This window comes from Streptomyces dengpaensis, from assembly GCF_002946835.1.
Lineage (GTDB): Bacteria > Actinomycetota > Actinomycetes > Streptomycetales > Streptomycetaceae > Streptomyces > Streptomyces dengpaensis.
Genome location: NZ_CP026652.1, coordinates 6,960,495 through 6,981,779 on the forward strand (window position 1 = coordinate 6,960,495; position 21,285 = coordinate 6,981,779).

At 70.5% G+C, this 21,285-nt stretch carries 21 protein-coding genes; 10 read left to right on the forward strand and 11 right to left on the reverse strand.

Translation table 11 applies throughout. The features are described 5' to 3' along the window. Window positions 1-165: 165 nt before the first annotated feature. Window positions 166-1,518, reverse strand: coding sequence for a lipase family protein (locus tag C4B68_RS32100; protein ID WP_099503090.1), 1,353 nt, complete (start codon window positions 1,516-1,518; stop codon window positions 166-168). Between the two features lie 194 nt (window positions 1,519-1,712). Then, window positions 1,713-2,942, reverse strand: coding sequence for an exo-beta-N-acetylmuramidase NamZ family protein (locus C4B68_RS32105; RefSeq protein WP_099503092.1), 1,230 nt, complete (start codon window positions 2,940-2,942; stop codon window positions 1,713-1,715). Between the two features lie 282 nt (window positions 2,943-3,224). Here C4B68_RS32105 and C4B68_RS32110 point away from each other — a divergent pair, with 282 nt between their 5' ends. The 3 genes from C4B68_RS32110 to C4B68_RS32120 are packed head-to-tail and all read left to right on the forward strand — an operon-like array spanning window position 3,225 to window position 6,291. Then, window positions 3,225-3,989, forward strand: coding sequence for an SDR family oxidoreductase (locus C4B68_RS32110; protein WP_099503094.1), 765 nt, complete (start codon window positions 3,225-3,227; stop codon window positions 3,987-3,989). After that, a complete protein-coding gene (locus tag C4B68_RS32115; protein WP_099503183.1) occupies window positions 3,986-5,653 on the forward strand; it encodes a class I adenylate-forming enzyme family protein in 1,668 nt (555 codons plus the stop codon). The genes C4B68_RS32110 and C4B68_RS32115 overlap by 4 nt, the downstream gene beginning before the upstream one ends. 44 nt (window positions 5,654-5,697) lie before the next feature. Further along, the gene (locus tag C4B68_RS32120) at window positions 5,698-6,291 is read left to right on the forward strand and encodes a TetR/AcrR family transcriptional regulator (protein ID WP_099503181.1); all 594 of its coding nucleotides are present in this window, start codon (window positions 5,698-5,700) and stop codon (window positions 6,289-6,291) included. A 71-nt stretch (window positions 6,292-6,362) separates the two neighbouring features. Here the strand turns inward: C4B68_RS32120 and C4B68_RS32125 are convergent, their stop codons facing one another. Further along, window positions 6,363-6,659 (reverse strand): hypothetical protein, encoded by a 297-nt coding sequence (locus C4B68_RS32125; protein WP_099503096.1) that lies wholly within the window; start codon window positions 6,657-6,659, stop codon window positions 6,363-6,365. A gap of 123 nt (window positions 6,660-6,782) precedes the next feature. Between C4B68_RS32125 and C4B68_RS32130 the strand changes: the two genes are divergently transcribed. After that, on the forward strand, window positions 6,783-7,718 hold the full coding sequence (locus C4B68_RS32130) for an NADP-dependent oxidoreductase (RefSeq protein WP_099503098.1): 936 nt from the start codon (window positions 6,783-6,785) through the stop codon (window positions 7,716-7,718). A 57-nt stretch (window positions 7,719-7,775) separates the two neighbouring features. On the opposite strand, the gene C4B68_RS32135 is transcribed toward C4B68_RS32130, so the two are convergent. The 4 genes from C4B68_RS32135 to C4B68_RS32150 all read right to left on the reverse strand — a co-directional run bounded on the left by C4B68_RS32135 (window position 7,776) and on the right by C4B68_RS32150 (window position 10,012). Next, window positions 7,776-8,102: a DUF202 domain-containing protein gene (locus C4B68_RS32135; protein WP_099503100.1), complete on the reverse strand. Its 327-nt coding sequence runs from the start codon at window positions 8,100-8,102 to the stop codon at window positions 7,776-7,778. After that, on the reverse strand, window positions 8,099-8,491 hold the full coding sequence (locus C4B68_RS32140; RefSeq protein ID WP_099503102.1) for a YidH family protein: 393 nt from the start codon (window positions 8,489-8,491) through the stop codon (window positions 8,099-8,101). Before C4B68_RS32140 ends, C4B68_RS32135 begins: the two co-directional genes overlap by 4 nt. A 50-nt stretch (window positions 8,492-8,541) precedes the next feature. Continuing rightward, window positions 8,542-9,057, reverse strand: coding sequence for an NUDIX hydrolase (locus C4B68_RS32145; protein WP_167459205.1), 516 nt, complete (start codon window positions 9,055-9,057; stop codon window positions 8,542-8,544). Between the two features lie 67 nt (window positions 9,058-9,124). Further along, window positions 9,125-10,012 carry a DMT family transporter gene (locus C4B68_RS32150; RefSeq protein ID WP_099503106.1) on the reverse strand — a complete coding sequence of 296 codons (888 nt, stop codon included), beginning with the start codon at window positions 10,010-10,012 and terminating at the stop codon, window positions 9,125-9,127. A 344-nt stretch (window positions 10,013-10,356) separates the two neighbouring features. Between C4B68_RS32150 and C4B68_RS32155 the strand changes: the two genes are divergently transcribed. The 5 genes from C4B68_RS32155 to C4B68_RS32175 all read left to right on the forward strand — a co-directional run bounded on the left by C4B68_RS32155 (window position 10,357) and on the right by C4B68_RS32175 (window position 16,198). After that, window positions 10,357-12,012, forward strand: coding sequence for an FAD-binding dehydrogenase (locus C4B68_RS32155; RefSeq protein WP_099503108.1), 1,656 nt, complete (start codon window positions 10,357-10,359; stop codon window positions 12,010-12,012). A 182-nt stretch (window positions 12,013-12,194) separates the two neighbouring features. After that, on the forward strand, window positions 12,195-13,145 hold the full coding sequence (locus tag C4B68_RS32160) for a hypothetical protein (protein ID WP_099503110.1): 951 nt from the start codon (window positions 12,195-12,197) through the stop codon (window positions 13,143-13,145). Between the two features lie 54 nt (window positions 13,146-13,199). Then, a complete protein-coding gene (locus C4B68_RS32165) occupies window positions 13,200-14,762 on the forward strand; it encodes an APC family permease (protein ID WP_099503112.1) in 1,563 nt (520 codons plus the stop codon). Window positions 14,763-14,835: 73 nt separating this feature from the next. After that, window positions 14,836-15,585, forward strand: a complete 750-nt coding sequence (locus tag C4B68_RS32170) for a molybdopterin-dependent oxidoreductase (RefSeq protein WP_099503114.1) — start codon at window positions 14,836-14,838, stop codon at window positions 15,583-15,585. Next, window positions 15,569-16,198, forward strand: coding sequence for a cytochrome b/b6 domain-containing protein (locus C4B68_RS32175; RefSeq protein ID WP_099503116.1), 630 nt, complete (start codon window positions 15,569-15,571; stop codon window positions 16,196-16,198). The genes C4B68_RS32170 and C4B68_RS32175 overlap by 17 nt, the downstream gene beginning before the upstream one ends. Before the next feature lie 437 nt (window positions 16,199-16,635). On the opposite strand, the gene C4B68_RS32185 is transcribed toward C4B68_RS32175, so the two are convergent. Both C4B68_RS32185 and C4B68_RS32190 read right to left on the reverse strand, forming a co-directional pair. Beyond that, window positions 16,636-18,033: a GntP family permease gene (locus tag C4B68_RS32185; RefSeq protein WP_099503120.1), complete on the reverse strand. Its 1,398-nt coding sequence runs from the start codon at window positions 18,031-18,033 to the stop codon at window positions 16,636-16,638. A gap of 73 nt (window positions 18,034-18,106) precedes the next feature. After that, window positions 18,107-18,637: a gluconokinase gene (locus C4B68_RS32190; protein ID WP_099503122.1), complete on the reverse strand. Its 531-nt coding sequence runs from the start codon at window positions 18,635-18,637 to the stop codon at window positions 18,107-18,109. Window positions 18,638-18,767: 130 nt separating this feature from the next. Between C4B68_RS32190 and C4B68_RS32195 the strand changes: the two genes are divergently transcribed. Continuing rightward, window positions 18,768-19,469: a FadR/GntR family transcriptional regulator gene (locus C4B68_RS32195; protein WP_099503124.1), complete on the forward strand. Its 702-nt coding sequence runs from the start codon at window positions 18,768-18,770 to the stop codon at window positions 19,467-19,469. A gap of 25 nt (window positions 19,470-19,494) precedes the next feature. Here the strand turns inward: C4B68_RS32195 and C4B68_RS32200 are convergent, their stop codons facing one another. Then, a complete protein-coding gene (locus tag C4B68_RS32200) occupies window positions 19,495-19,869 on the reverse strand; it encodes a YchJ family protein (protein ID WP_099503126.1) in 375 nt (124 codons plus the stop codon). 19 nt (window positions 19,870-19,888) lie between these two features. After that, entirely contained in the window at window positions 19,889-21,268 is a 1,380-nt protein-coding gene (locus tag C4B68_RS32205; protein WP_240634546.1) for a M1 family metallopeptidase, read from the reverse strand. Window positions 21,269-21,285 lie beyond the last annotated feature (17 nt).

The window sequence follows — 21,285 nt, forward strand, 5'->3', positions numbered from 1 at the left end:
TTGGCCTGTGCCTGTTGGCCAACGCTGGTGGCGTCCGGCTGTTGGTCAACGTTGGTTGGTCAACGTTGGTTGGTCAACGGTGGTTGGCCTACGTCCGTTGGCCCGCTCCTGTTGGCCAACGCCGGTAGGCCACCCCCCGTTGGCCAACGCCCGTTGGCCGCAGCGTCAGCGAACCCGCCCCGCGGCCAGCACCACCTCTGCCAGCTCGTGGTGGCAGATGTCGCTGTGGGCCCCGGACGGGGGACCGCCGCGCTTGACCACCGCGGCGGAGTCGATGTTCACGCAGCCCGAGGTGGGCAGCCGCGTGCGCAGGGCATCGGCGAGTGTGAACCGCTTCGTGCCCGCCACCGCCTGCACCCCGTCGTGGCCCATCGCACCCCACTTGGCGCCCAGGGCGCGGCCGATGCCGAAGTCCGCCGTGGCCGTCCGGGAGTCGCCCGCGATCCGCGAGGCCAGCGGATAGATCGTGCCGAGCGCCGAGTCGAAGTGGGAGTAGCAGCAGACCAGGGGACCGTCGATGCGGTTCTGCTGGCCGTCGAGTACGCCGCTCGCCCGCGGGTCGTGCGGCAGGCGCGCCGCGAACGCGTAGTGCGAGAAGGCCCCTTGGAGCAGGGTCACCGACTTCACCGAGCGCACGCCCTCGGGCAGTCCGCGCAGCGCGAAGGAGACCAGGCGCCCGCCGAAGCTGTGCCCGACGAGGTGCACGCGTACATCCGGTGCCGCCTTGGCGAGTTGCCCGATCGCGCGCCCGAGCCCGCGCTCGCCGACCGTGCCCGCGCGCCGTTTCATGGCGTAGTACGTGGCCTGACGCAGCAGTTCCTGCGCGCCGTCCCACAGCCGTGGCAGCGCGAACGAAGTGTGCGGCACCTCCTGGTCCGCTGCGGCACCGGGCGTCCCGGCCTCGGCCAGCGCCTGGGCGAACTCGCCGCAGACCGTCGCCATGTCCCCGAACAGCATCTCGGGGTCGCTCTCCGGCACCCCCTCCGCCAGCGTGTCCGCGGCGAAGGAGGCCTGCGGTCCTTGCGGCCGGATCTCGACGAGCAGCCGTACGAGACGTCCGAACTCCTCCAACGAGGCGCCCTCGTCCGGTTGTTGCTCCAGCAGTCGGGCGATCTGCTCGACCACCGTCGCGCGGCCCGGGAACACCTCCAGGAGCGCGTGCCGGGTGTTCTCGTCGAGCACTGGCTGCCCGGCCCCGCCCCCGGAGACGTCGGCGGCCACCGACGCGGGAAGGTCGGGGATCGGCTCGTCCGAGAACCGCATCGAGGGCCACACCACTCCCACGTATCCGAGGCGCGCGCTCGGCGCGAGCCCCGGGAATGGTTCGAAGAAGCGGCTGTACAGCCGGGTGGCGACCGAGCGGTCGTTGTTCCAGCCGTGCGCGAAGACGACCAGGTCACGGACCTTGCGCTGCGCCACCTCCTTGAGCAGCCGGTCCCGCTGGCGGCCGTCCACGTCCCCCTCCGCGTCGAAGGTGAGCTCCCAGTAGGGAGAGACACTCACTTCCGGATCCGCCATGACAAGCCCCCTCGTCCCCCGTGGGCGGTGCGATCTACGCGCATCGTCCTACTGGCGGCCAGGGTTGGCCATAGGCCACGACCCATCCGTACCTAGCCCGTGAACGAAACTCATCCGAGGGTGTGACGCGTCTGAGGGGTCTGGCGCATCAGACGGATCAGCCGCGTCGGTACGCGTCAGACGCATCAGATGCGTCAGTAGAGGAGGTATTCCTTCCGCACCTGCCGGAACGCGCTCAGTTCGTCCTGCCAAGCCGCCACGACCTCGTCGGTCGTCGCTCCCGCGTCGATCATCGAGCGTACGCGCGTGGAGCCCGTCAGCTTGTCGATCCAGTTGTCGGAGCGCCAAGTGAAGCCGCTCCAGACCTTCTTGGCGGTCACCAGGAGGCCGATTCCGGTGCGTACGGGGTCGTACGCCGCCCGGTCGTGCACATGGATCTGTACGCCCCCGATGGTCTTGCCCTGGAACTTGGAGAAGGTGGGAGCGAAGTACGCCTCTCTGAAGTGCACGCCGGGAAGCCCCAGTCGGCCGGCCTCGCGAGCCCACCGGCCGTCGACGCCCTCCGCGCCCAGCAGCTCGAACGGGCGGGTCGTGCCCCGCCCCTCCGACAGGTTCGTCGCTTCGAAGAGACACGTCCCCGAGTACACCAGGGCGGTGTCGGGAGTCGGCATGTTCGGGCTCGGCGGCACCCAGGGGAGGCCGGAGGCGTCGTAGAACTCCGAACGCTTCCAGCCGGACATCAATACGGTCTCCAGCTCCACCGGCTTCGCGAGGAACTCCCCGTTGAACAGCCGCGCCAGCTCCGTCACGGTCATCCCGTGCGCCTGCGCGATGGGCTGCCGTCCGACGAACGTCGCGAACTCCTTGTGCAGGACGGGTCCTTGGGCCGCGCGCCCGGTCACCGGGTTCGGCCGGTCGAGCACCACGAAGCGCTTTCCGGCGAGCTGTGCGGCCTCCATGCAGTCGTAGAGCGTCCAGATGTACGTGTAGAAGCGCGCGCCCACGTCCTGGATGTCGAAGACGACGGTGTCCACGCCGGAGGCGGTGAAGATGTCGGCGAGTGGCTGACCGCTCTTCAAGTACGTGTCGTAGACAGGCAGTCCGGTCGCCGGGTCGTCGTAGCGGCCCTCGGAGCCGCCCGCCTGCGCGGTGCCGCGGAAGCCGTGTTCGGGGCCGAAGACGGCGATCAGGTCCACGTGGTCGTCGGCGTGCATGACATCGACGATGTGGCGTACGTCGCGGGTGACGCCGGTGGGGTTCGTGACGATGCCGGTCCGCTGGCCGCGGAGCTGGGCGTAGCCGCCCTCGGCCAGTCGCTCGAAGCCGGTACGCAGCCTGCGGCCGCCGGCTTCTCCCGCCATGGCCGGCACCGGCGTCAGCGCCGCCGCGGCGGTGCCGGCGGCGAGCAGGGCCCGTCTGGACATGGGGGTCCCCGCGCTTCGAGCGGAGCCGAGAATGTGGGGGAGCATAGTGACCTCCGTGATCGCGGAAGGTTGCCATGGGCACGGTAAGCGCTCCTGCAGGAAGTTTGTACCTGCCAGACGTCCGTGGCTTGTCGGGCCCAGCGGCGGAGCCGCGGAATGTCACACCCCCGCGCCCCTGCGGGGCGCTCCGGTACGGGACGAAATCGCCCTTCCCTAGCTACATACCGACTGGTTAGTGTAACGCTGCAGCAAAGCCGATTCGCGTCGCGCCGAAGGAGACCGATGGTGGGAGCCGTGCAGGATGCCGGAGTGGTCGTCACCGGAGCAGGAGGCGGGATCGGGGCCGCCCTGGCCCGTCGTTTCGCCGCCGAAGGGGCCAGGGTCGTCGTCAACGACCTGGATGCCGCCAAGGCCAAGGCCGTGGCCGACGAGATCGGCGGTATCGCGGTCCCGGGCGACGCGTCCGCGATCGTGGCCGAGGCCCGCGACGCCCTCGGCGGCACCGTCGACGTCTACTGCGCCAACGCGGGCGTCGGCTCCGGCGGCACCGAGGCGGCCGACGACAAGGTCTGGGAGCTCGCCTGGGACGTCAACGTGATGGCGCACGTCCGCGCCGCCCAGGAGCTGCTCCCGGCCTGGCTGGAGCGCGGCAGCGGCCGCTTCGTCTCCACCGTGTCGGCCGCCGGACTGCTCACCATGATCGGCGCCGCGCCTTACAGCGTCACCAAGCACGGCGCGTACGCCTTCGCCGAGTGGCTCTCGCTGACATACCGCCACCGTGGCCTCAAGGTCCACGCGATCTGTCCGCAGGGCGTGCGCACCGACATGCTCGCCGCCACCGGCAGCGCCGGCGACCTGGTGCTCCAGCCGACCGCCATCGAGCCCGAGGACGTCGCGGACGCGCTCTTCGCGGGCATCGAGGAGGACCGCTTCCTGATCCTGCCGCACCCCGAGGTCGCCGGGTACTACCAGGTGCGGGCCGCGGAGCCCGATCGCTGGCTGACCACCATGAACCACATCCAGCAGAAGTGGGAGGCGGGCCGGTGACGGCGTCCCCCTACACCGCCCAGCCCTGGCTGGCCCTGCTCAACGACGCCCAGCGCGCCCCCGTCAGCCCCGCCGCCACGCTGGTGCACGCCCTGCGCGACGCCGTGGCGCACACCCCGGACCGCACCGCCCTCGCCTACTTCGACGGGCGGCTGAGCTACCGCGAGGTGGACGAGCTCAGCGACTCCGTCGCCGGGCACCTCGCCGCCCGTGGCCTGGAGCGCGGCGACCGGGTGGCGATCCTGCTGCAGAACTCCCCGCACTTCGTGCTCGCCCTGCTCGGCGCCTGGAAGGCGGGCGCGACCGTCGTACCCGTCAACCCGATGTACAAGTCGGGCGAGGTCCGGCACGTACTCCACGACGCGGAAGTGAGCGCCCTGGTGTGCTCGGACCGCGCGTGGGACTCGTATCTGCGCGAGACGGCCGCCGACTCGCCCGTACGCATCGCGCTGACGGCCTGTGAGCTGGATCTCCAGACCCGCAACGACACGCGCGTGCTGGGCTTCGAGCGGCTGCCGGTCGCGGAAGGCACCGACGACCTCGTGGCCGTCGCCCGACAGGGCCACAAGGCTCCAGAAGGCCGCGGCCTCGACTCCGCCGACACCGCGCTGATCAGCTACACCTCGGGCACGAGTGGCACCCCCAAGGGGGCCACCAACACGCACGGCAACATCATGTACAACGCCGAGCGGCAGCGGACGGGCCTGGAGCTGCCCGATGGGCCGGTGTACTTCGCGCTGGCGCCGCTGTTCCACATCACCGGGATGGTCTGCCAGCTCGTGACCTGCCTCAACAGCGCGGGCACGCTGGTCCTCGCCTACCGCTTCGAGGCAGGGGTCGTCCTCGACGCGTTCGCCGAACACCGGCCCGTGTTCACGGTGGGCCCGTCGACCGCCTTCATGGCGCTGGCCGCACACCCGGCGGTCACGCGGGACCACTTCTCCTCCTTCGTGAACATCTCCTCCGGCGGCGCCCCGCTGCCGCCCGCGCTGGTGGAGAAGTTCCGGGCCGGGTTCGGGCCGTACATCCGCAACGGCTACGGGCTCACCGAGTGCACCGCGCCCTGCGCCTCCGTGCCCCCGGGCCTGGAGGCGCCCGTCGACCCGGTCTCGGGGACGCTGGCCGTGGGCGTGCCGGGCCCCGACACGGTCGTCCGCATCGTCGACGACCAGGGGCAGGAGGTCCCGCTCGGGGAGCAGGGCGAGATCCTCGTACGCGGCCCCCAGGTCGTACCCGGCTACTGGCGCCGCCCCGACGCCACCGCCGAGACCTTCCCGGACGGTGAGCTGCGCACCGGCGACATCGGGTTCATGGACTCCGACGGCTGGCTGTACGTGGTCGACCGCAAGAAGGACATGATCAACGCGTCCGGCTTCAAGGTGTGGCCCCGCGAGGTCGAGGACGTCCTCTACACCCACCCCGCGGTCCGTGAGGCCGCCGTGGTCGGGATACCCGACGGCTACCGCGGCGAGACCGTCAAGGCGTACATCAGCCTGCGTCCGGGCGCGCAGGAGGACCCCGACGCGCTCGCCGCGTACTGCAGGGAGAGACTGGCCGCCTACAAATATCCGCGCCAGGTGGAGATCCTGCCCGAATTGCCGAAGACGGCAAGTGGGAAGATCCTCCGGCGGGAACTGCGTTCCCGGTCCCAGGAGTCTCACTAGACAACAGCTTGTGACGGACAACGCTAGGAAGGCAGGTGGCGGCAGTGCCCAGGACGACGGACGGTGACGGTACGCCCGTCCCGCAGCGGCTCTTGGCCGCCGCCACCCGGCTCTTCGCCGAGCAGGGCTACGACCGCACCTCCGTGCAGGAGATCGTCGAGGCGGCGGGCGTCACCAAGGGGGCGCTCTATCACTACTTCGGCTCCAAGGACGATCTGCTGCATGAGGTGTACGCGCGCGTGCTGCGTATCCAGCAGGAGCGACTGGACGCCTTCGCCGACGCCGACGCCCCTGTCGAGGAGCGGTTGCGTGGTGCCGCGGCCGACGTGGTCGTCACGACGATCGACAATCTCGACGACGCGTCGATCTTCTTCCGCTCCATGCACCACCTCAGCCCCGAGAAGCTGAAGCAGGTACGCGCCGAGCGGCGCCGTTACCACGAGCGCTTCCGCGCCCTTGTCGAAGAGGGCCAGAAGAAGGGCGTCTTCTCCACCGAGACCCCCGCCGACCTGGTCGTCGACTACCACTTCGGCTCCGTGCACCACCTGTCCACGTGGTACCGCCCCGACGGCCCCCTAACGCCCCAGGAGGTCGCCGACCACCTGGCGGACCTGCTGCTGCGCGCGCTGCGCCCGTAGGGGGCGAGAAAAATCCGCGGCCGCACCGGAGTGGTGAGGCCGCGGACGGGTGACTGTTCGTCACGGGGGGCTCAGTGGTCGTCCCAGTGACCCTCGTGCTCGGCGTGCCGGTGCCCGTCGTGCAGGTAGTCGAGATGGTCGCCGTGCTGGACGGCGGAGTGTCCGCAGCCCTCGCCGTGCTGGTGGCCGTGCCCGTCGTGCGCGGTGTGGCCGCTCGGCTCGCACTCGTCCCAGTGTCCTGAGTGCTCGCGGTGCAGATGGCCGTCGTGCGCGTAGTCGACGTGGTCCCCGTGCCGTACCTGGGTGTGGCCGCAGTCCGGGCCGTGGGTGTGCTCGTGGGTGGGGTGCTCCACATGGAGAGTGGTCAAGATGCTCACCTTCGGAAGAGTCGTGGCGGCGAGGAAATGACGACTCAGGCTAGCGCGACAATGTGCAGTAATTCCGGCAATTCCGGCTTGCGTGCCGTGCGACTACGCCGGAGGGTCGAGGGCATGAAGGCGATCAGCTACAGCCGGTACGGCGGGCCCGACGTCCTGGAGTACGGAGACGTCCGTGACCCCAAGGTCGGGCCCGACGCCGTCCTGGTGAAGGTGCGCGCGGCGTCCGTCAACCCGGTCGACTGGAAGTGCCGCGAGGGGTACCTCGACGGGATCCTGGACCCCTTCTTCCCGGTGATCCCCGGCTGGGACGTCTCCGGAGTGGTCGTCCAACCCGGATCGTCCGTGACGGAGTTCGCGGTCGGCGACGAGGTCATCGCGTACGCCCGGGAGGACTTCCTCTCGCGCGGCACGTTCGCCGAGTACGTCGCGGCCCCTCTCCGCACCCTCGCCCGCAAACCCCTGAACCTCTCCTTCGAAGAGGCGGCGGGCCTGCCGCTCGCGGGGCTCACCGCGTATCAGATGCTCACCAAGGTCCTCGCCGTGCGGGAGGGCGACACCGTCCTCGTCCACGCGGCCGCGGGCGGCGTCGGCTCGATCGCGGTCCAGCTCGGCCATCACCTGGGGGCGCGAGTGATCGGCACGGCGAGCGAGTCCAACCACGATTTCGTACGGTCCCTGGGCGGCGAACCCGTCAGTTACGGCGAGGGTCTCGTCGGGCGCGTACGAGCCCTCGCGCCCGACGGTGTCGACGCGGTCTTCGACACGATCGGCGGCGACACGATGAGGATGTCCGCCGACCTGCTCGCCCCCGAGGGCCGGCTGGCCTCCATCGCCGACCCGGACGTGGTCGGCTTCGGCGGCCGCTACTACTTCGTACGCCCGGACCCGGACGACCTCCAGCGGCTGTCCGACCTCGCCGCGCAGGGCGTCGTCTCGGTCCATGTCTCCCAGACGTTTCCGCTGGAGCAGGCGGCGGAGGCGCATCGGCTGAGCGCGGAGGGACGTACGCGGGGCAAGATCGCGGTGACGGTGGACTGGACGGACTGAACCCGCGAGCCCTGACGGCTCTCAGCGCTGTGAGGGCTGTGCGGGCTCCGTGAGTCCTCAGAACACCAGCGCCACCGCGCACACCGCCAGCGCCACCGTGCAGAGCGTCGCCGCCGTCGCATGCAGGGGCGTGAGGGCCGGCGGGCCGTCCGTCCCCGACGTGGAGAGGACGCGGATACGGCGGTGGGCGAGGGCCAGGAAACCCAGCCAGAGCGCACAGCACGCGGCGCAGGCCAGGACTCCGGCCACCGAACGGCCGCCGCTCAGCGCCGTCTTCGCGGCGAGTACGGCGGCCACGGTGCTGGAGAGGGTCGTACGGCGCCACGCGAGCCGCGTGCGTTCCGGCTGGAGGCCCGGGTCCCGGTCCCCGGCGGGGGCGGTCACCGTGCCCAGTCGGCGAGTACGACGACGACCATCGCGATGGCGACGATCGCGACGGCGATGCTCAGCAGGGCCGGGAAGCGGGACACCGGCAGGTCTCCGCCCCGGCGCATCGCCCGCTCGCAGCGGATCCAGTGGTTGACGGCGCGCAGGGAGCAGAGCACGCCTGCCGCGAGCAGGGCCAGGGCGAGGCCGACGCGCCAGCCCCAGCGGAGGTCCGGGAGGAACTGGTCCACGGCGAAGCCGCCGCCGATCAGGGCGAGGGCTGTGCGGAGCCAGGCCAGGAAGGTGCGCTCGTTCGCCAGCGAGAAACGATAGTCGGGTGTGGTGCCCTCCCCCCGGATCGCCTGGGGTGCGAACCACAACCGGACATTCCGCAACAGCTCGTTCACGCCCAGACCCTACCGGGCCGGCGCGGGGAGGGGGCGAACAAATGACGCGGTCAGCTCTGCGCGCGGTAGTCCTTCAGCCGTGCGTACGCGGCCAGCCCGTCCGGCACCCAGGTCCAGTCACCCAGGCGAGCTTCCAACTCCCCCTCGGTGAGGAAGTCGTGCCAGGCGACCTCCTCGACCTGAGGGTTCACAGGAACCTCGCAGCGGACCTCGTACACAGCCGACCACCAGCTCCGCCCGGCCCCGTCGTCGTACAGGAACTTGAAGAGGAAGACCGGCCGGGGCAGCCCGGAGACGCCGAGTTCCTCCTCGGCCTCGCGGAGCGCGGCGTCGTCGTAGGCCTCGCCCGCACCGACGACGCCTCCGACGAACATGTCGTAGTGGGAGGGGAACACCAGTTTGGTGGCCGTCCGCCGATGGACGAAGACGCGGCCCTCGGCGTCCCGCGCCTCGATGAACGCGCACCGATGCCGCAGTCCGCGCGTATACGTCTCCCCGCGCGGGGCCTGCCCGATGACCTGGTCGTTCTCGTCGACGATGTCGAGGATTTCGTCAGCGGCACTCATGACCTCATCCAAGCAGCCGCGAGCCCAGCGAGAAGGGCGGGACCCACAACCCGGCCTGCCGCCGGCCTCAGTGCGGCTGGAGGGACCGCTCCGTCACCCTGGTCCCGGCCGGCATCGCCGGATGCATCCCCAGGAGCACGATCCCCGCCACGACGGCGGCGAGCCCCGCCGCCTGCCCGGCGAGCGCCCCCGCGTCCGTCCGCAGCTGGTCCCCGAGGAAGCCCACTCCGCAGACGATCCCGGCCAGCGGCTGCGCCGCGGTGAGTGGCGGCAGCGACATCCGCAGCGGCGCGGTCTCGAAGGCGCTCTGGACCAGGACCAGGCCCGTCAGACCGATCACCAGCACCGCGTACGGCTGCCAGCCGGTGAGCAGTTCGCTCCAGCCGCCCTCGCCGAAGCGCTGCCCGGTGACCCGGGTGAGGGCGTCCTGGACGCCGTACAGCAGTCCGGCGGCCACCGAGAGCAGCGCGGGCGCGGCGTACATCCGGGACCGCTTCGCATAGGCGGTGAGGAGCAGCGCCAGGCCGACCATGATCCCGATGATCAGCCACTGCCGCAGCGGATTGATGACGGCTTCGCCGCCCTGCGGCTGCCCGGCCACGATGAACGCCGAGACCCCGCCCGCGAGCAGCACGAGCCCGCCCCAGCCCTGCCATCCCAGGGACTGCTTGGTCTGGTAGCGGGAGAGCGCCATCGCGAAGAGCAGGTTGGTCGCGAGGAGGGGTTCCACCAGGGAGATCTCGCCGTTGCCCAGGGCGATCGCGCCGAGGACCATGCCGCACACCATGAGCCCGAGGCCGCCCAGCCACCGGGGGACCCGGACCAGGTCGACCAGCAGACGCGGGGAGAGGAAGTCGCTCAGCGGTGCATTCGAGGCCGCGTTCTGCTGGAGCACGAAGCCGAAGCCCAGACAGCACGCCGCGCTCACGGCAAGGATGAGAACGAGAACCGACACGCTGGGTACCTCGATACGTCAGGAGTCAGTGCGGGCCACGGGTACGTATCCGCCGACTTTAGTGTCATGGGCCAACGCCTGCCCCCGGGGCTTCCGGAACCAGGCAGTTGACTCGGTCACTCTTCTTGCCGAAGGATCTGACCGATCGGTAACAGGGGTCGGTCGACACCGCGGGGTGGTCGACCTCCGGGGTCAATCAGCACCAATGTCTCATCAACCAGCGACGATTCCGATCGCTTCGTGACAAACGCCTCATGGGGATCTGACGCCTCCGACGCCGAACTTCATGAGCACCCTCGTCACGACGCCGATCCGACCAGTCGGAATGCCGAGAGGACGGGCCCATGGCCTACGACGCAGATGTGATCGTCATCGGAGCGGGCCTCGCGGGGCTCGCGGCGACCGCGGAGCTCGTCGACGCGGGCCGCACGGTGATTCTCGTCGACCAGGAGCCGGAGCAGTCGATCGGCGGCCAGGCGCACTGGTCCTTCGGCGGGCTCTTCTTCGTCGACTCGCCCGAGCAGCGCCGCCTGCGGATCAAGGACAGCCACGCGCTCGCCCTCCAGGACTGGATGGGCACGGCCGCCTTCGACCGGCCCGAGGACCACTGGCCGCGTCAATGGGCACAGGCGTACGTCGACTTCGCGGCCGGCGAGAAGCGTTCCTGGCTGCACCAGCAAGGTGTGCGCTTCTTCCCGGTGGTGGGCTGGGCCGAGCGCGGAGGCTACGACGCCAACGGGCACGGGAATTCGGTGCCGCGTTTCCACATCACCTGGGGGACGGGGCCCGGCCTGGTCGCGCCCTTCGAGCGGCGGGTGCGGGCCGGCGTCGCCCGCGGCCTCGTACAGCTGAAGTTCCGCCACCGTGTCACCGGCCTGTCCCGCAGCGCGGGTTCCGTCGACACGGTCACCGGCGAGATCCTGGAGCCGTCCGGCATCGAGCGCGGCCAGGCCAGCAGCCGTACGGTCACCGGCGCCTTCGAGCTCAGGGCCCAGGCGGTGATCGTCACCTCGGGCGGCATCGGGGGCGACCACGACCTCGTACGCGCCAACTGGCCGGAGCGCCTCGGTACTCCGCCCGAGCGGATGATCTCCGGCGTGCCCGCGCACGTCGACGGCAGAATGCTCGCGATAGCGGAGGGGGCCGGCGCCCACCTCATCAACCGCGACCGCATGTGGCACTACACCGAGGGCATCCAGAACTGGAACCCCATCTGGCAGAACCACGGCATCCGCATCCTGCCGGGCCCGACCTCCCTCTGGCTCGACGCGCGCGGCAACCGGCTGCCCGTGCCGCTCTTCCCCGGCTTCGACACGCTCGGCACGCTCGAACACATCATGAAGACCGGGTACGACTACACGTGGTTCGTGCTCGACCAGAAGATCATCGGCAAGGAGTTCGCGCTCTCGGGCTCCGAGCAGAACCCCGACCTGACCGGCAAGTCCATCAGGGACGTCATCGGCCGGGCGCGCGCGGACGTCCCCGGCCCGGTGAAGGCCTTCATGGACAACGGCGCCGACTTCGTCGTCGAGAAGGACCTCGGCGCGCTTGTGCGCGGCATGAACGCGCTCACCAAGGAGGCGCTGATCGACGAGACCGCGCTGCGCCGCGAGATCGTGGCCCGCGACCGGGAGATCGCGAACCCCTTCACCAAGGACCTCCAGGTCATGGCGATTCGCGGTGCCCGCGCCTACCTGGGCGACAAACTGATCCGCACGGCGACCCCGCACCGCATCCTCGACCCCAAGGCAGGCCCGCTGATCGCCGTCCGCCTCAACATCCTCACCCGCAAGACCCTCGGCGGTCTGGAGACCGACCTCTCCTCGCGCGTGCTGACCGAGGGCGGCGACCCGCTGGAGGGCGTGTACGCCGCCGGTGAGGCCGCCGGGTTCGGCGGCGGCGGAGTCCACGGATACCGGTCGCTCGAGGGCACGTTCCTCGGCGGCTGCCTGTTCTCCGGACGTACGGCGGGCCGGGCGGCGGCCCAGGCGGTGGGCTGAGCCTTGGGAGGCCTCCGCGCGAAGGTGCCCACCCGGCTCGCGCGGAGGTCTCTCAACACCCCCTCTGCCCACGGGTGATTGACACGTGTAGCGGCCTGATCGCCCTTGACTTGAACCCATGGCTGAGGGTTGGCTGTGCGTGATCGAATCCTGACGAACCGCGCCTGTGAGGACGACCCGCGGTGTCACCACCCCCGCCTCCCCTCGGCCGCGGTCGCAAGCGCGCGGCTCAGGCCTTCGACCCCGCGCTCGACGACACCGAACTCGTCACGGCGCGCGCCTCGTTGAACCAGGGACGGTGGACCGCGGTCCGTGCGCTGCTCGCGGCGACCGGCGACGACTGGGACCGCCGCGGCCACCGGGTCACCGTGCTCGCGCAGGAGTCCGCAGCGCACCCCTGGGCCCGCGACTGGCTGCTCGCCGAACCCGAGTCCGCCGACGCCGCCGTACTCCTCGGCTGCGCCGCCGTGCAGCGCGCCCTGAAGGGCAAGGAGCGCCCGGACAACGCCCGCGAGGCCTGCCACGCCGCCGCGGCCCTCGCGCCCGCCGACCCCACTCCCTGGCTCGGCCTGCTCATCCTGGAACGCGTTCTCGGCACCGAGGACGACGTGGTCCGGCTCTTCGACGAGGTGCGCCACCGCTACCCGGATCACCACCACGCCCACCACCTGATGATCGCCCGGCTCGCCGAACGCCGCGCCGAGGCGGGCCAGGACCCGCTGCACGAGGTCTACGACTTCGCCAACTGGGCGGCCGAACAAGCCCCCGCCGACTCACCGCTCGCGATCCTCCCGGTCGTCGCGCACGCCGAGCGCTACCGCGTGCTCGCCGCCGCGGGCAGCGAACCCGCCGACCCCGTCGCCTCGGGGCACTGGGTCGGACGCCGGGCCCGTCAGGTGATGAAGGCCGCCTTCGACTGGTGGCTGGAGTGGGAGCGCGACGACCATCCGCGCCGCCTCGTCGACCTCAACTTCCTTGCCCACGCCAAGATCTGCGAGGGCCGGGGAGCCGAGGCCGCGGCCCTGTTCCACCGCATCGGAGAACACGCCACCCCGGCGCCGTGGTCGTACCCGGACCGTGACCCGTACAAAGCCTTCCATGCCGCACGCCACAGCGCGCTCGGCATGGTGTGAACGCACCGGACGAACACCACCCCCGAACCGGACATCCGAAAGGACAACCCCGCGATGACGACGGGCAGTTCGAGCACTTCCAGTAGAGCGGCCGCCCCTGAGGACGGCGGCGGCATCAGCACCTTCAAGGGCGAGCAGCGCGCCCTGCGCGCCGACCGGCTGGGCACGGGCGGCCTGCTGCTGTCCGTCCTCGCGGCGACCGCCCCGCTCATGGTGGTCGCGGGTGTCATGCCCACCACATACGCGGTGATGGGCATCGTCGGGCAGCCGCTGATCTTCGTCATCCTCGGCGTCATTCTGGTGCTCTTCAGCATCGGGTACGCCGAGATGAGCCGCCACGTCCACAACGCGGGCGCCTTCTACGCGTACATCTCGCGCGGCCTCGGCGGCACCGCGGGCGCGGGTGCGGCGCTGGTCGCGCTCGTCGCGTACAACGCCCTCCAGGTGGGCATCTACGGCCTCTTCGGCTTCGAGGTGTCCGGGCTGCTGTCCACCTACCTCGACCTCGAAGTGGCCTGGTGGATACCGTCGTTGGCGGGCGTGCTGCTCGTCGGGGCGCTCGGCTGGCTGAAGATCGACGTCAACGCGATCGTGCTGGGTGTCCTGCTGGTCATCGAGGTGGCCCTCGTCGTCATCTTCGACATCGCCGCGGTCGCCGACCCGGCGAAGGAGGGCCTGTCGCTGCACGCCTTCAACCCGGACACACTCTCCGGCGCCGGTGTCGGCACCGCGCTGTGCTTCTGCATCGCGGCCTTCCTCGGCTTCGAACAGGCCCCGGTGTACGCGGAGGAGACCAGCCGACCGCACATCCTCGTACCGCGCGTGATGTTCCTCGCCGTCGCCGGTGTCGCCGTGTTCTTCGCGCTCAGCAGCTGGGCGCTGACGGTGGCCACCGGCCCCTCCGGGATCGTGGACGCCGCCCACAAGCAGAATGCGGGCCTGCTCTTCTTCCTCACCGAGTCGCGGCTCGGCGGCACCTTCACGGACGTGCTGCACGTGCTGTTCGTGACCGGCATGTTCGCGGCGATGCTCAGCTTCCACAACGTCGTCGCGCGGTACGCCTTCGCCATGGGCCGCGAGGGACTGCTGCCCCGGGCGTTCGGGCGTACCACCGGCACGAGCGGCGCCCCCGGCACCGGCTCGCTCCTGCAGACCGCCGTCGCCCTGGTGATCGTGATCGCCTTCGCGGCCGCCGACGACAAGCCGACCGGGGACCCGACCGCGCCCGTGCTGCACCTGTTCACCTGGGGCGGCAACATCGGCGCGCTCGGCGTGATCGTGCTGATGGCGGCCGCCTCGCTCTCCGTCATCGTCTTCTTCGCCCGCCGCGGCGCCGCCCGCGCCCACGCCTGGCGCCTGGCCACGTCCGCGGTCGCGGGCACCGCCCTGCTCGTCATCGCGGTCTACACGGTCAAGGACTTCGACGTCCTGGTCGGAGCGGGCCCGGACTCCTCGCTGAGCTGGCTGCTGCCCGCCGTCATCGGAGCGGCCCTGGTGGTCGGCCTGATCCAGGGCTTGGTACTGCGCTCCCGCACACCCGAGGCGCACGCCCGGATCGGGCTGGGCAACGAGGCGTTCCAGCTGGAGAAGGCGGCCGAATCCGCGTCCAGTTCGTAGGAACCGATTACGGAACGCTGACGAGCACCCGCAGCCGCTGGCCTTTGGGGGCAGCGGGTGCTCGAATCAGCATGTGAACCCTGACCAGCCCGAGGAGTCGGGCCCCGAGCGGCCCGAGGAACGTGGCGCACCCGTCGGGCGCCGGGTCGTGCTCGGCACGCTCGGACTCGGCGCGCTCGGCGTGCTCGCCGCACCCCCGCTCCAGCGCGGCCTCGAATCCTTCCTCGCCGGTGCGTCCGAGAAGGACCCCACGGGCCTGACCGGCCTGCTGCCCAACGGTGGCGGCTTCCGCTACTACTCGGTGGCGTCGTCCGTCCCGCACAAGGACGAGACGAACTACCGCCTCACGATCGACGGCCTGGTCGACCGCCCCGGGACCTACACCTTGGCCGACCTGCGGGCCCTGCCGCAGACCCGCATCGTGCGCGACGTCCAGTGCGTCACCGGCTGGCGGGTGCCGGGCACGCCCTTCGAGGGCGTACGCCTGTCCCACCTCCTCGATGCCGCGGGGGTGCGCTCCTCGGCCGGAGCGATCCGCTTCACCTGCTTCGACGGGGTGTACATGGAGAGCCTCACCCTTGAGCAGGCCCGGCGCGCAGACGTCCTGGTGGCCCTGCGCATGCAGGACAAGCCCCTCGGCCACAACCACGGCGGCCCCGTCCGCCTCTATGTGGCACCCATGTACTTCTACAAGTCCGCCAAGTGGCTCTCCGGCATCACCGTCACCGAGGACGTCCGTCCCGGGTACTGGGAGAACCGGGGCTACGACGTGGACGCGTGGGTCGGCCGCTCGAACGGACGCGACGATGAACCCACAACTTGACCAGTCCCCGGCCGCGTCCGTGAACTCCTCCCGCGTACGGCGCTTCGGCCGCGCCGAGCGCTGGGTGCACCGTGTGACGGCCGCGCTGATGGGCGTATGCGTGGTGACGGCGGCCTGCCTGTACATCCCCGAGTTCGCCGAACTCGTCGGCCGCCGCGAGCTCGTCGTACGGATCCACGAGTGGGCGGGCCTGATGCTGCCGGTGCCGGCCCTGGCGGGCCTGGCCTCGCGCGCCTTCCGCACCGACCTGGGCTTCCTGAACCGCTTCGGCCCGCACGACAGGGTCTGGCTGCGTGCGGCCCTGCGCCGCGACAAGGGGTCCCGCCCGGCGGGCAAGTTCAACGCCGGGCAGAAGATCTACGCGGCCTGGATCGCCGGTGCGTCCCTGGTGATGCTGGGCACCGGTCTGCTGATGTGGTTCACCCACCTCACCCCCCTGATGTGGCGCACCAGCGCGACGTTCGTCCATGACTGGCTGGCGCTGACGATCGGTATCGTCCTCGCGGGCCATATCGGCATGGCCCTGGCCGATCCGGAGGCCCGCCGGGGTCTCCGCACGGGCGCGGTCAGCCGCGAGTGGGCGGACCGCGAGCACCCGCTGTGGCGCCCCTGACCCATCCGGGGCCCCACGGATGGGACCGCATGCCCGCCGCGGGCGGGGATGTTTTTCGTCCCCTCCGCCCCTACCCTCCCCCACTCTCGGCTTTGCTCGAGCGGGGGGACCCCATCGTCCCAGGGGCTGCCGCCCCCCAGACCCCCGCTTTCGGCCTGAACGGCCTCGTCCTCAAACGCCGGACGGACTGGATGGTGCACCCGCAGTCGCCAACGCACGGAAGGGGCCGTGCCGTGCCGGTACATCACATGCCCGTCGCTTACGTCCGGATCTGGAAACGAATCCCCATAATCCAACGTCTGATCCAGCGGCGACGGGCGGATGTACCGGCACGGCACGGCCCCGACCCACCCACCCACAGGCGGATGGCCCACCCGCTCCGAGAAGAGCGGGTGGGCCATCGCCGTACATACGTTTCGGTCGCTAGTTCAGACTCGCTAGATCACAAGGGACAACAGCAGAACCAGCCCACCGGCCACCACCGAGATGATCGTCTCCATGACGGACCACGTCTTGATGGTCTGCCCGACGTTCAGGCCGAAGTACTCCTTGACCAGCCAGAAGCCGGCGTCGTTGACGTGGCTGAAGAAGAGCGAGCCCGCGCCGATCGCCAGGACGAGGAGCGAGACGTGGACGGTCGACATGTCGGCCGCGAGGGGCGCGACCAGACCGGCCGCCGAGATGGTGGCCACGGTCGCCGAACCGGTCGCAAGCCGGATGGCCACCGCGATCAGCCAGGCGAGCAGCAGCGCGGGTATCGACCAGTCCTTGGAGATCTCCAGGATCATCTGGCCCACACCGGACTCGATCAGCGTCTGCTTGAAGCCACCGCCCGCGCCGACGATCAGCAGGATGCCCGCGATGGGGGCGAGGGACTTCTCGACGGTCGTCGCCAGCCGGTCCTTGGTGAACCCGGCCGCGCGGCCCAGCGTGAACATACCGACGATCACGGCCGCGAGCAGTGCGATCAGCGGCGAGCCGATGACGTCGAAGACGCGCTGCACCATGTTCTCGGGGTCGTCCACGACGATGTCCACGAGCGCCTTGGCCAGCATCAGCACGACCGGCAGCAGCACGGTGGCGAGGGTGACGCCGAAGCCGGGACGCTTCTCCAGGTCCTCGGAGGCGCGCTGCGGGATCATGCGCTCAGGGGCCGGAACGTCCACCCAGCGGGCCGCATACCGAGAGAACAGCGGACCGGCGACGATCACCGTCGGGATGGCGACCAGGACACCGAGGGCGAGCGTGAGGCCGAGGTTGGCCTTGACCGCGTCGATCGCGACCAGCGGACCGGGGTGCGGCGGGATCAGGCCGTGCATCACGGACAGACCGGCCAGCGCCGGGATGCCGATGCGCATCAGAGAGTAGTTGCCGCGCTTGGCGACCATCAGCACCACGGGAATCAGCAGCACGATGCCGACTTCGAAGAAGAGCGGCAGACCGATGACCGAGGCGATCAGCACCATCGCCCACGGCATGGCACGCCCGCTCGCCTTGGCGAGGATCGTGTCGACGATCTGGTCGGCGCCGCCGGAGTCGGCGAGCAGCTTGCCCAGGATCGCACCGAGGGCGATCAGGACGCCCACGCCGGCGACGGTGGTGCCGAGCCCGGTGGTGAAGGCGGTTATGGCCTTGTCGAGCGGCGCCCCGGCGAACGCGCCGAGGGCGAGTGAGCCGATGGTCAGCGCCAGGAAGGCGTGCATCTTGTACTTGGTGATGAGCAGGACGATGACGGCGATGCCCGCCAGCACGGCGATGCCCAGCTGAGCATGGCCCGCCGAGGTGATCGGCTCGACGGCGTCCGCTGCCAGCATCTCGGCGCTGAGTCTGGTCACGTTGATCCCTTGCTTGAGAAACGTACGAGGGGACGGGGGTGGTACGGGGTACTGCGGGGGTTGGGCGGAGTTGTTACTGCGAGGGCTGGCCGGAGAGCGCCTGGAGCGCGACCACGGCCCGATCGGTGATCTCCTCGGGGCCGCCCGACACGTCCACGGCGACTCCCGCCTCGTCCGCCTCCAGCGGCTGCAGGGTGGCGAACTGGGAGTCCAGGAGCGCCGTCGGCATGAAGTGGCCCTCGCGGTGCGACATCCGGTCCTCGATGAGCGCGCGGTCACCGGTGAGGTGCACGAAGACGACTCCGGGCGCCGCCGCCCGCAGCCGGTCCCGGTAACTGCGCTTCAGCGCCGAGCTGCTGACCACACCGCCGAGTCCGGCCCGGTCGTGGGCCCAGGCGCCGATCGCGTCGAGCCACGGCCCACGGTCCTCGTCGGTCAGCGGTGTCCCGGCCGTCATCTTGTCGATGTTGGCCTGGGGGTGAAAGTCGTCGCCCTCGGCGTACGGGACGCCGAGCCGGGCCGCGAGCAGGGGACCGACCGTGGTCTTGCCGGTTCCTGCTACGCCCATGATCACGACGACATGGGGGGTGTTCGTCAGCTGCATCGTGCTCTCGCTGTCTTCATCGACATTTGATGTCGACGACACTGAAACCTATTAGGTACGACAAATTCAAGAGCCTGTGACATATAAGTCTGATCTTTTGTTCCCGGCCGCGGCCTCGTACCCTGAGCCCATGACCACACGGGGCCGAGGGCTGCACGGACAAGTACTGGAAACCCTCGGGCCGGCTATCACGGCGGGCGAGTATCCGCCGGGCAGCGTGCTGCGCACGGACGAGCTCGCGCAGCGGTTCGAGGTGTCACGCTCCGTGATGCGCGAGGCCGTCCGGGTGCTCGAATCCATGTACCTCGTCGAATCCCGCCGCCGGGTCGGCGTCACGGTACGCCCCAAGGCCGAGTGGAATGTGTACGACCCCCAGGTCATCCGCTGGCGGCTGGCCGGCGCAGACCGCCCCCACCAGCTGCGTTCGCTCACCGTGCTGCGCTCCGCCGTCGAACCCGTCGCCGCGGGCCTGGCGGCCAGGCATGCCACGGCGGAACAGTGCGCCGAGCTCACGGAGTGCGCGCTCGGCATGGTCGCCACGTCACGCGGTCAGCAGCTGGAGGGGTATCTCGTCCACGACATCGCCTTCCACCGGGTGATCCTCAACGCGTCGGGCAACGAGATGTTCGCCCGTCTCGGCGATGTCGTCGCGGAGGTCCTGGCGGGCCGTACCCACCACGAAGTCATGTTCGAGGACCCCGACCCCGCCGCCGTGACCCTGCACGTCCAGGTCGCCGAGGCCGTCCGCGAGCGCGACGCGGCCCGCGCCGAGGAACTCACCCGCGAGATCACCGTCGGCGCGCTGCAGGAGCTGGACATCCTGGCGCCGTAAGGGCGACTGCTCGAGGAAGCCTCCGTTACTCGAGGAAGTCCCCGTCCACGTACACCCACGCCCCGTCGACCCGTTCGAAGCGGCTGCGCTCGTGCAGCGAGCCGCCCCGGTACGAGGCCCGGAAGGTGACGGTGCCCGTGGAGTGGAACGCCGACCCCTGACCCGTTTCGAGGATCTCCAGGCCGGTCCACCGCATCCCGGGGTCGAACTCCACCCGCGGCGGCCGCGTCCGCGGGTGCCAGGTGCGCAGCAGACTCCCCTCGTCCTCCTTCACGAAGGCGCTGTACCGCGACCGCATCAGCGCCTCGGCGGTCGGAGCGGCGGCCTCACCGCGATGGAACCGCCCGCAGCACTGCGCGTACGGCTCGGGCAGCCCGCAGGGGCAGGAACGACTGGTCATGACGCCATTCTCCCCTGGTCTAGGCCGAGTCGGCGTTCGTCGGCGGATAGGTGGGCCGGGCCGGAACCCGTGCGTCGAGTGTCGGCAGCGGCGGCAGGGCCGGCTCGTGCAGCCACGCCGTGAACAGGTCGTCCAGGGGTTCGGCCGCGTAGCGCGCGACGTGCGAGGTGAAGACGGCGGTGTTCACCGCTCCGCCCCGGTGCAGGGTGGCCCAGCCGCGCAGCATGCGGAAGAAGGCGTCGTCGCCCATCGCGTGGCGCAGGGCGTGCAGGACGAGGCCGCCGCGCTCGTAGAGCCGGTCGTCGAACATCAGCTTGCGGCCCGGGTCGGACAGGACCAGGTCCTGCGGCTGCGCGGACAGCTTCCGGTGCGCGAGGGCGGCCAGTTGCTGCGCCGTACGGCCGCCGGAGCGCTCCGACCACAGCCACTCGGCGTACTTCGCGAAGCCCTCGTTGAGCCAGATGTGCCGCCAGTCCGTGATGGACACGCTGTTGCCGAACCACTGGTGCGCCAGCTCGTGCGCGATCAGCCGCTCCGAACCCCGCGCCCCGTCCACGTGGTTGGCGCCGAACAGCGACAACCCCTGTGCCTCGACGGGGACATCGAGCTCCTCCTCCGTCACGACCACCGCGTACTCGCCGAACGGATACGGCCCGAAGAGGTCCTCGAACAGCTCCATCATCGCGGGCTGCCGGGCGAAGTCCCGGGAGAATTCCAGGAGCAGATGCGCGGGCAGATGCCCGGTCTGCGGTACGCCGCCGAGGCCCGGGTCGCCGAGCAGCACCGTCTGGTACTTGCCGATCGACAGCCCGACCAGATAGCTGGAGGTCGGCGCGGCCTGCTCGTACACCCAGGTAGTCGTCGACGCCTTCGTCGTACGGGTGAGCAGTCGTCCGCCCGCCACCACCGAGTACGCGGACGGCGTCGTGACCGAGATCTGGTAGGAGGCCTTGTCGGCGGGCCGGTCGTTGCACGGGTACCAGGAGGGCGCCCCGACCGGCTGGCTCGCCACCAGCGCCCCGTCCTCCAGCTCCTCCCAACCGAGCCCGCCCCAGGGGCTGTTGACCGGCTTGGGGTTGCCCGACCAGTGCACCTCCACGGTGAAGGCGGCACCGGCGCGGACAGGCTTCGCCGGGCGGATGCGCAGTCTGCCGCCGCGGTGCGTGTAGTGCGGTGCCTTGCCGTCGACGCGGACCCGGCCTATCCGGAAGTCGGCCAGGTTCAGCTGGAACTCGGTGAGCGGGGAACGGCCCGCTATGGCGTTGAGCCGCGCGGTGCCGGAGAGCCGGTTCGGGCCGGGGCGGTAGTCCAGCGCGAGCTCGTACCGGTGCACCCGGTAGCGGGGATCACCGTTGGCCGGGAAGTACGGGTCCGGTCCCGCTGTCTGCTGAACGCTCACTGCTGCGACTGCTCCCT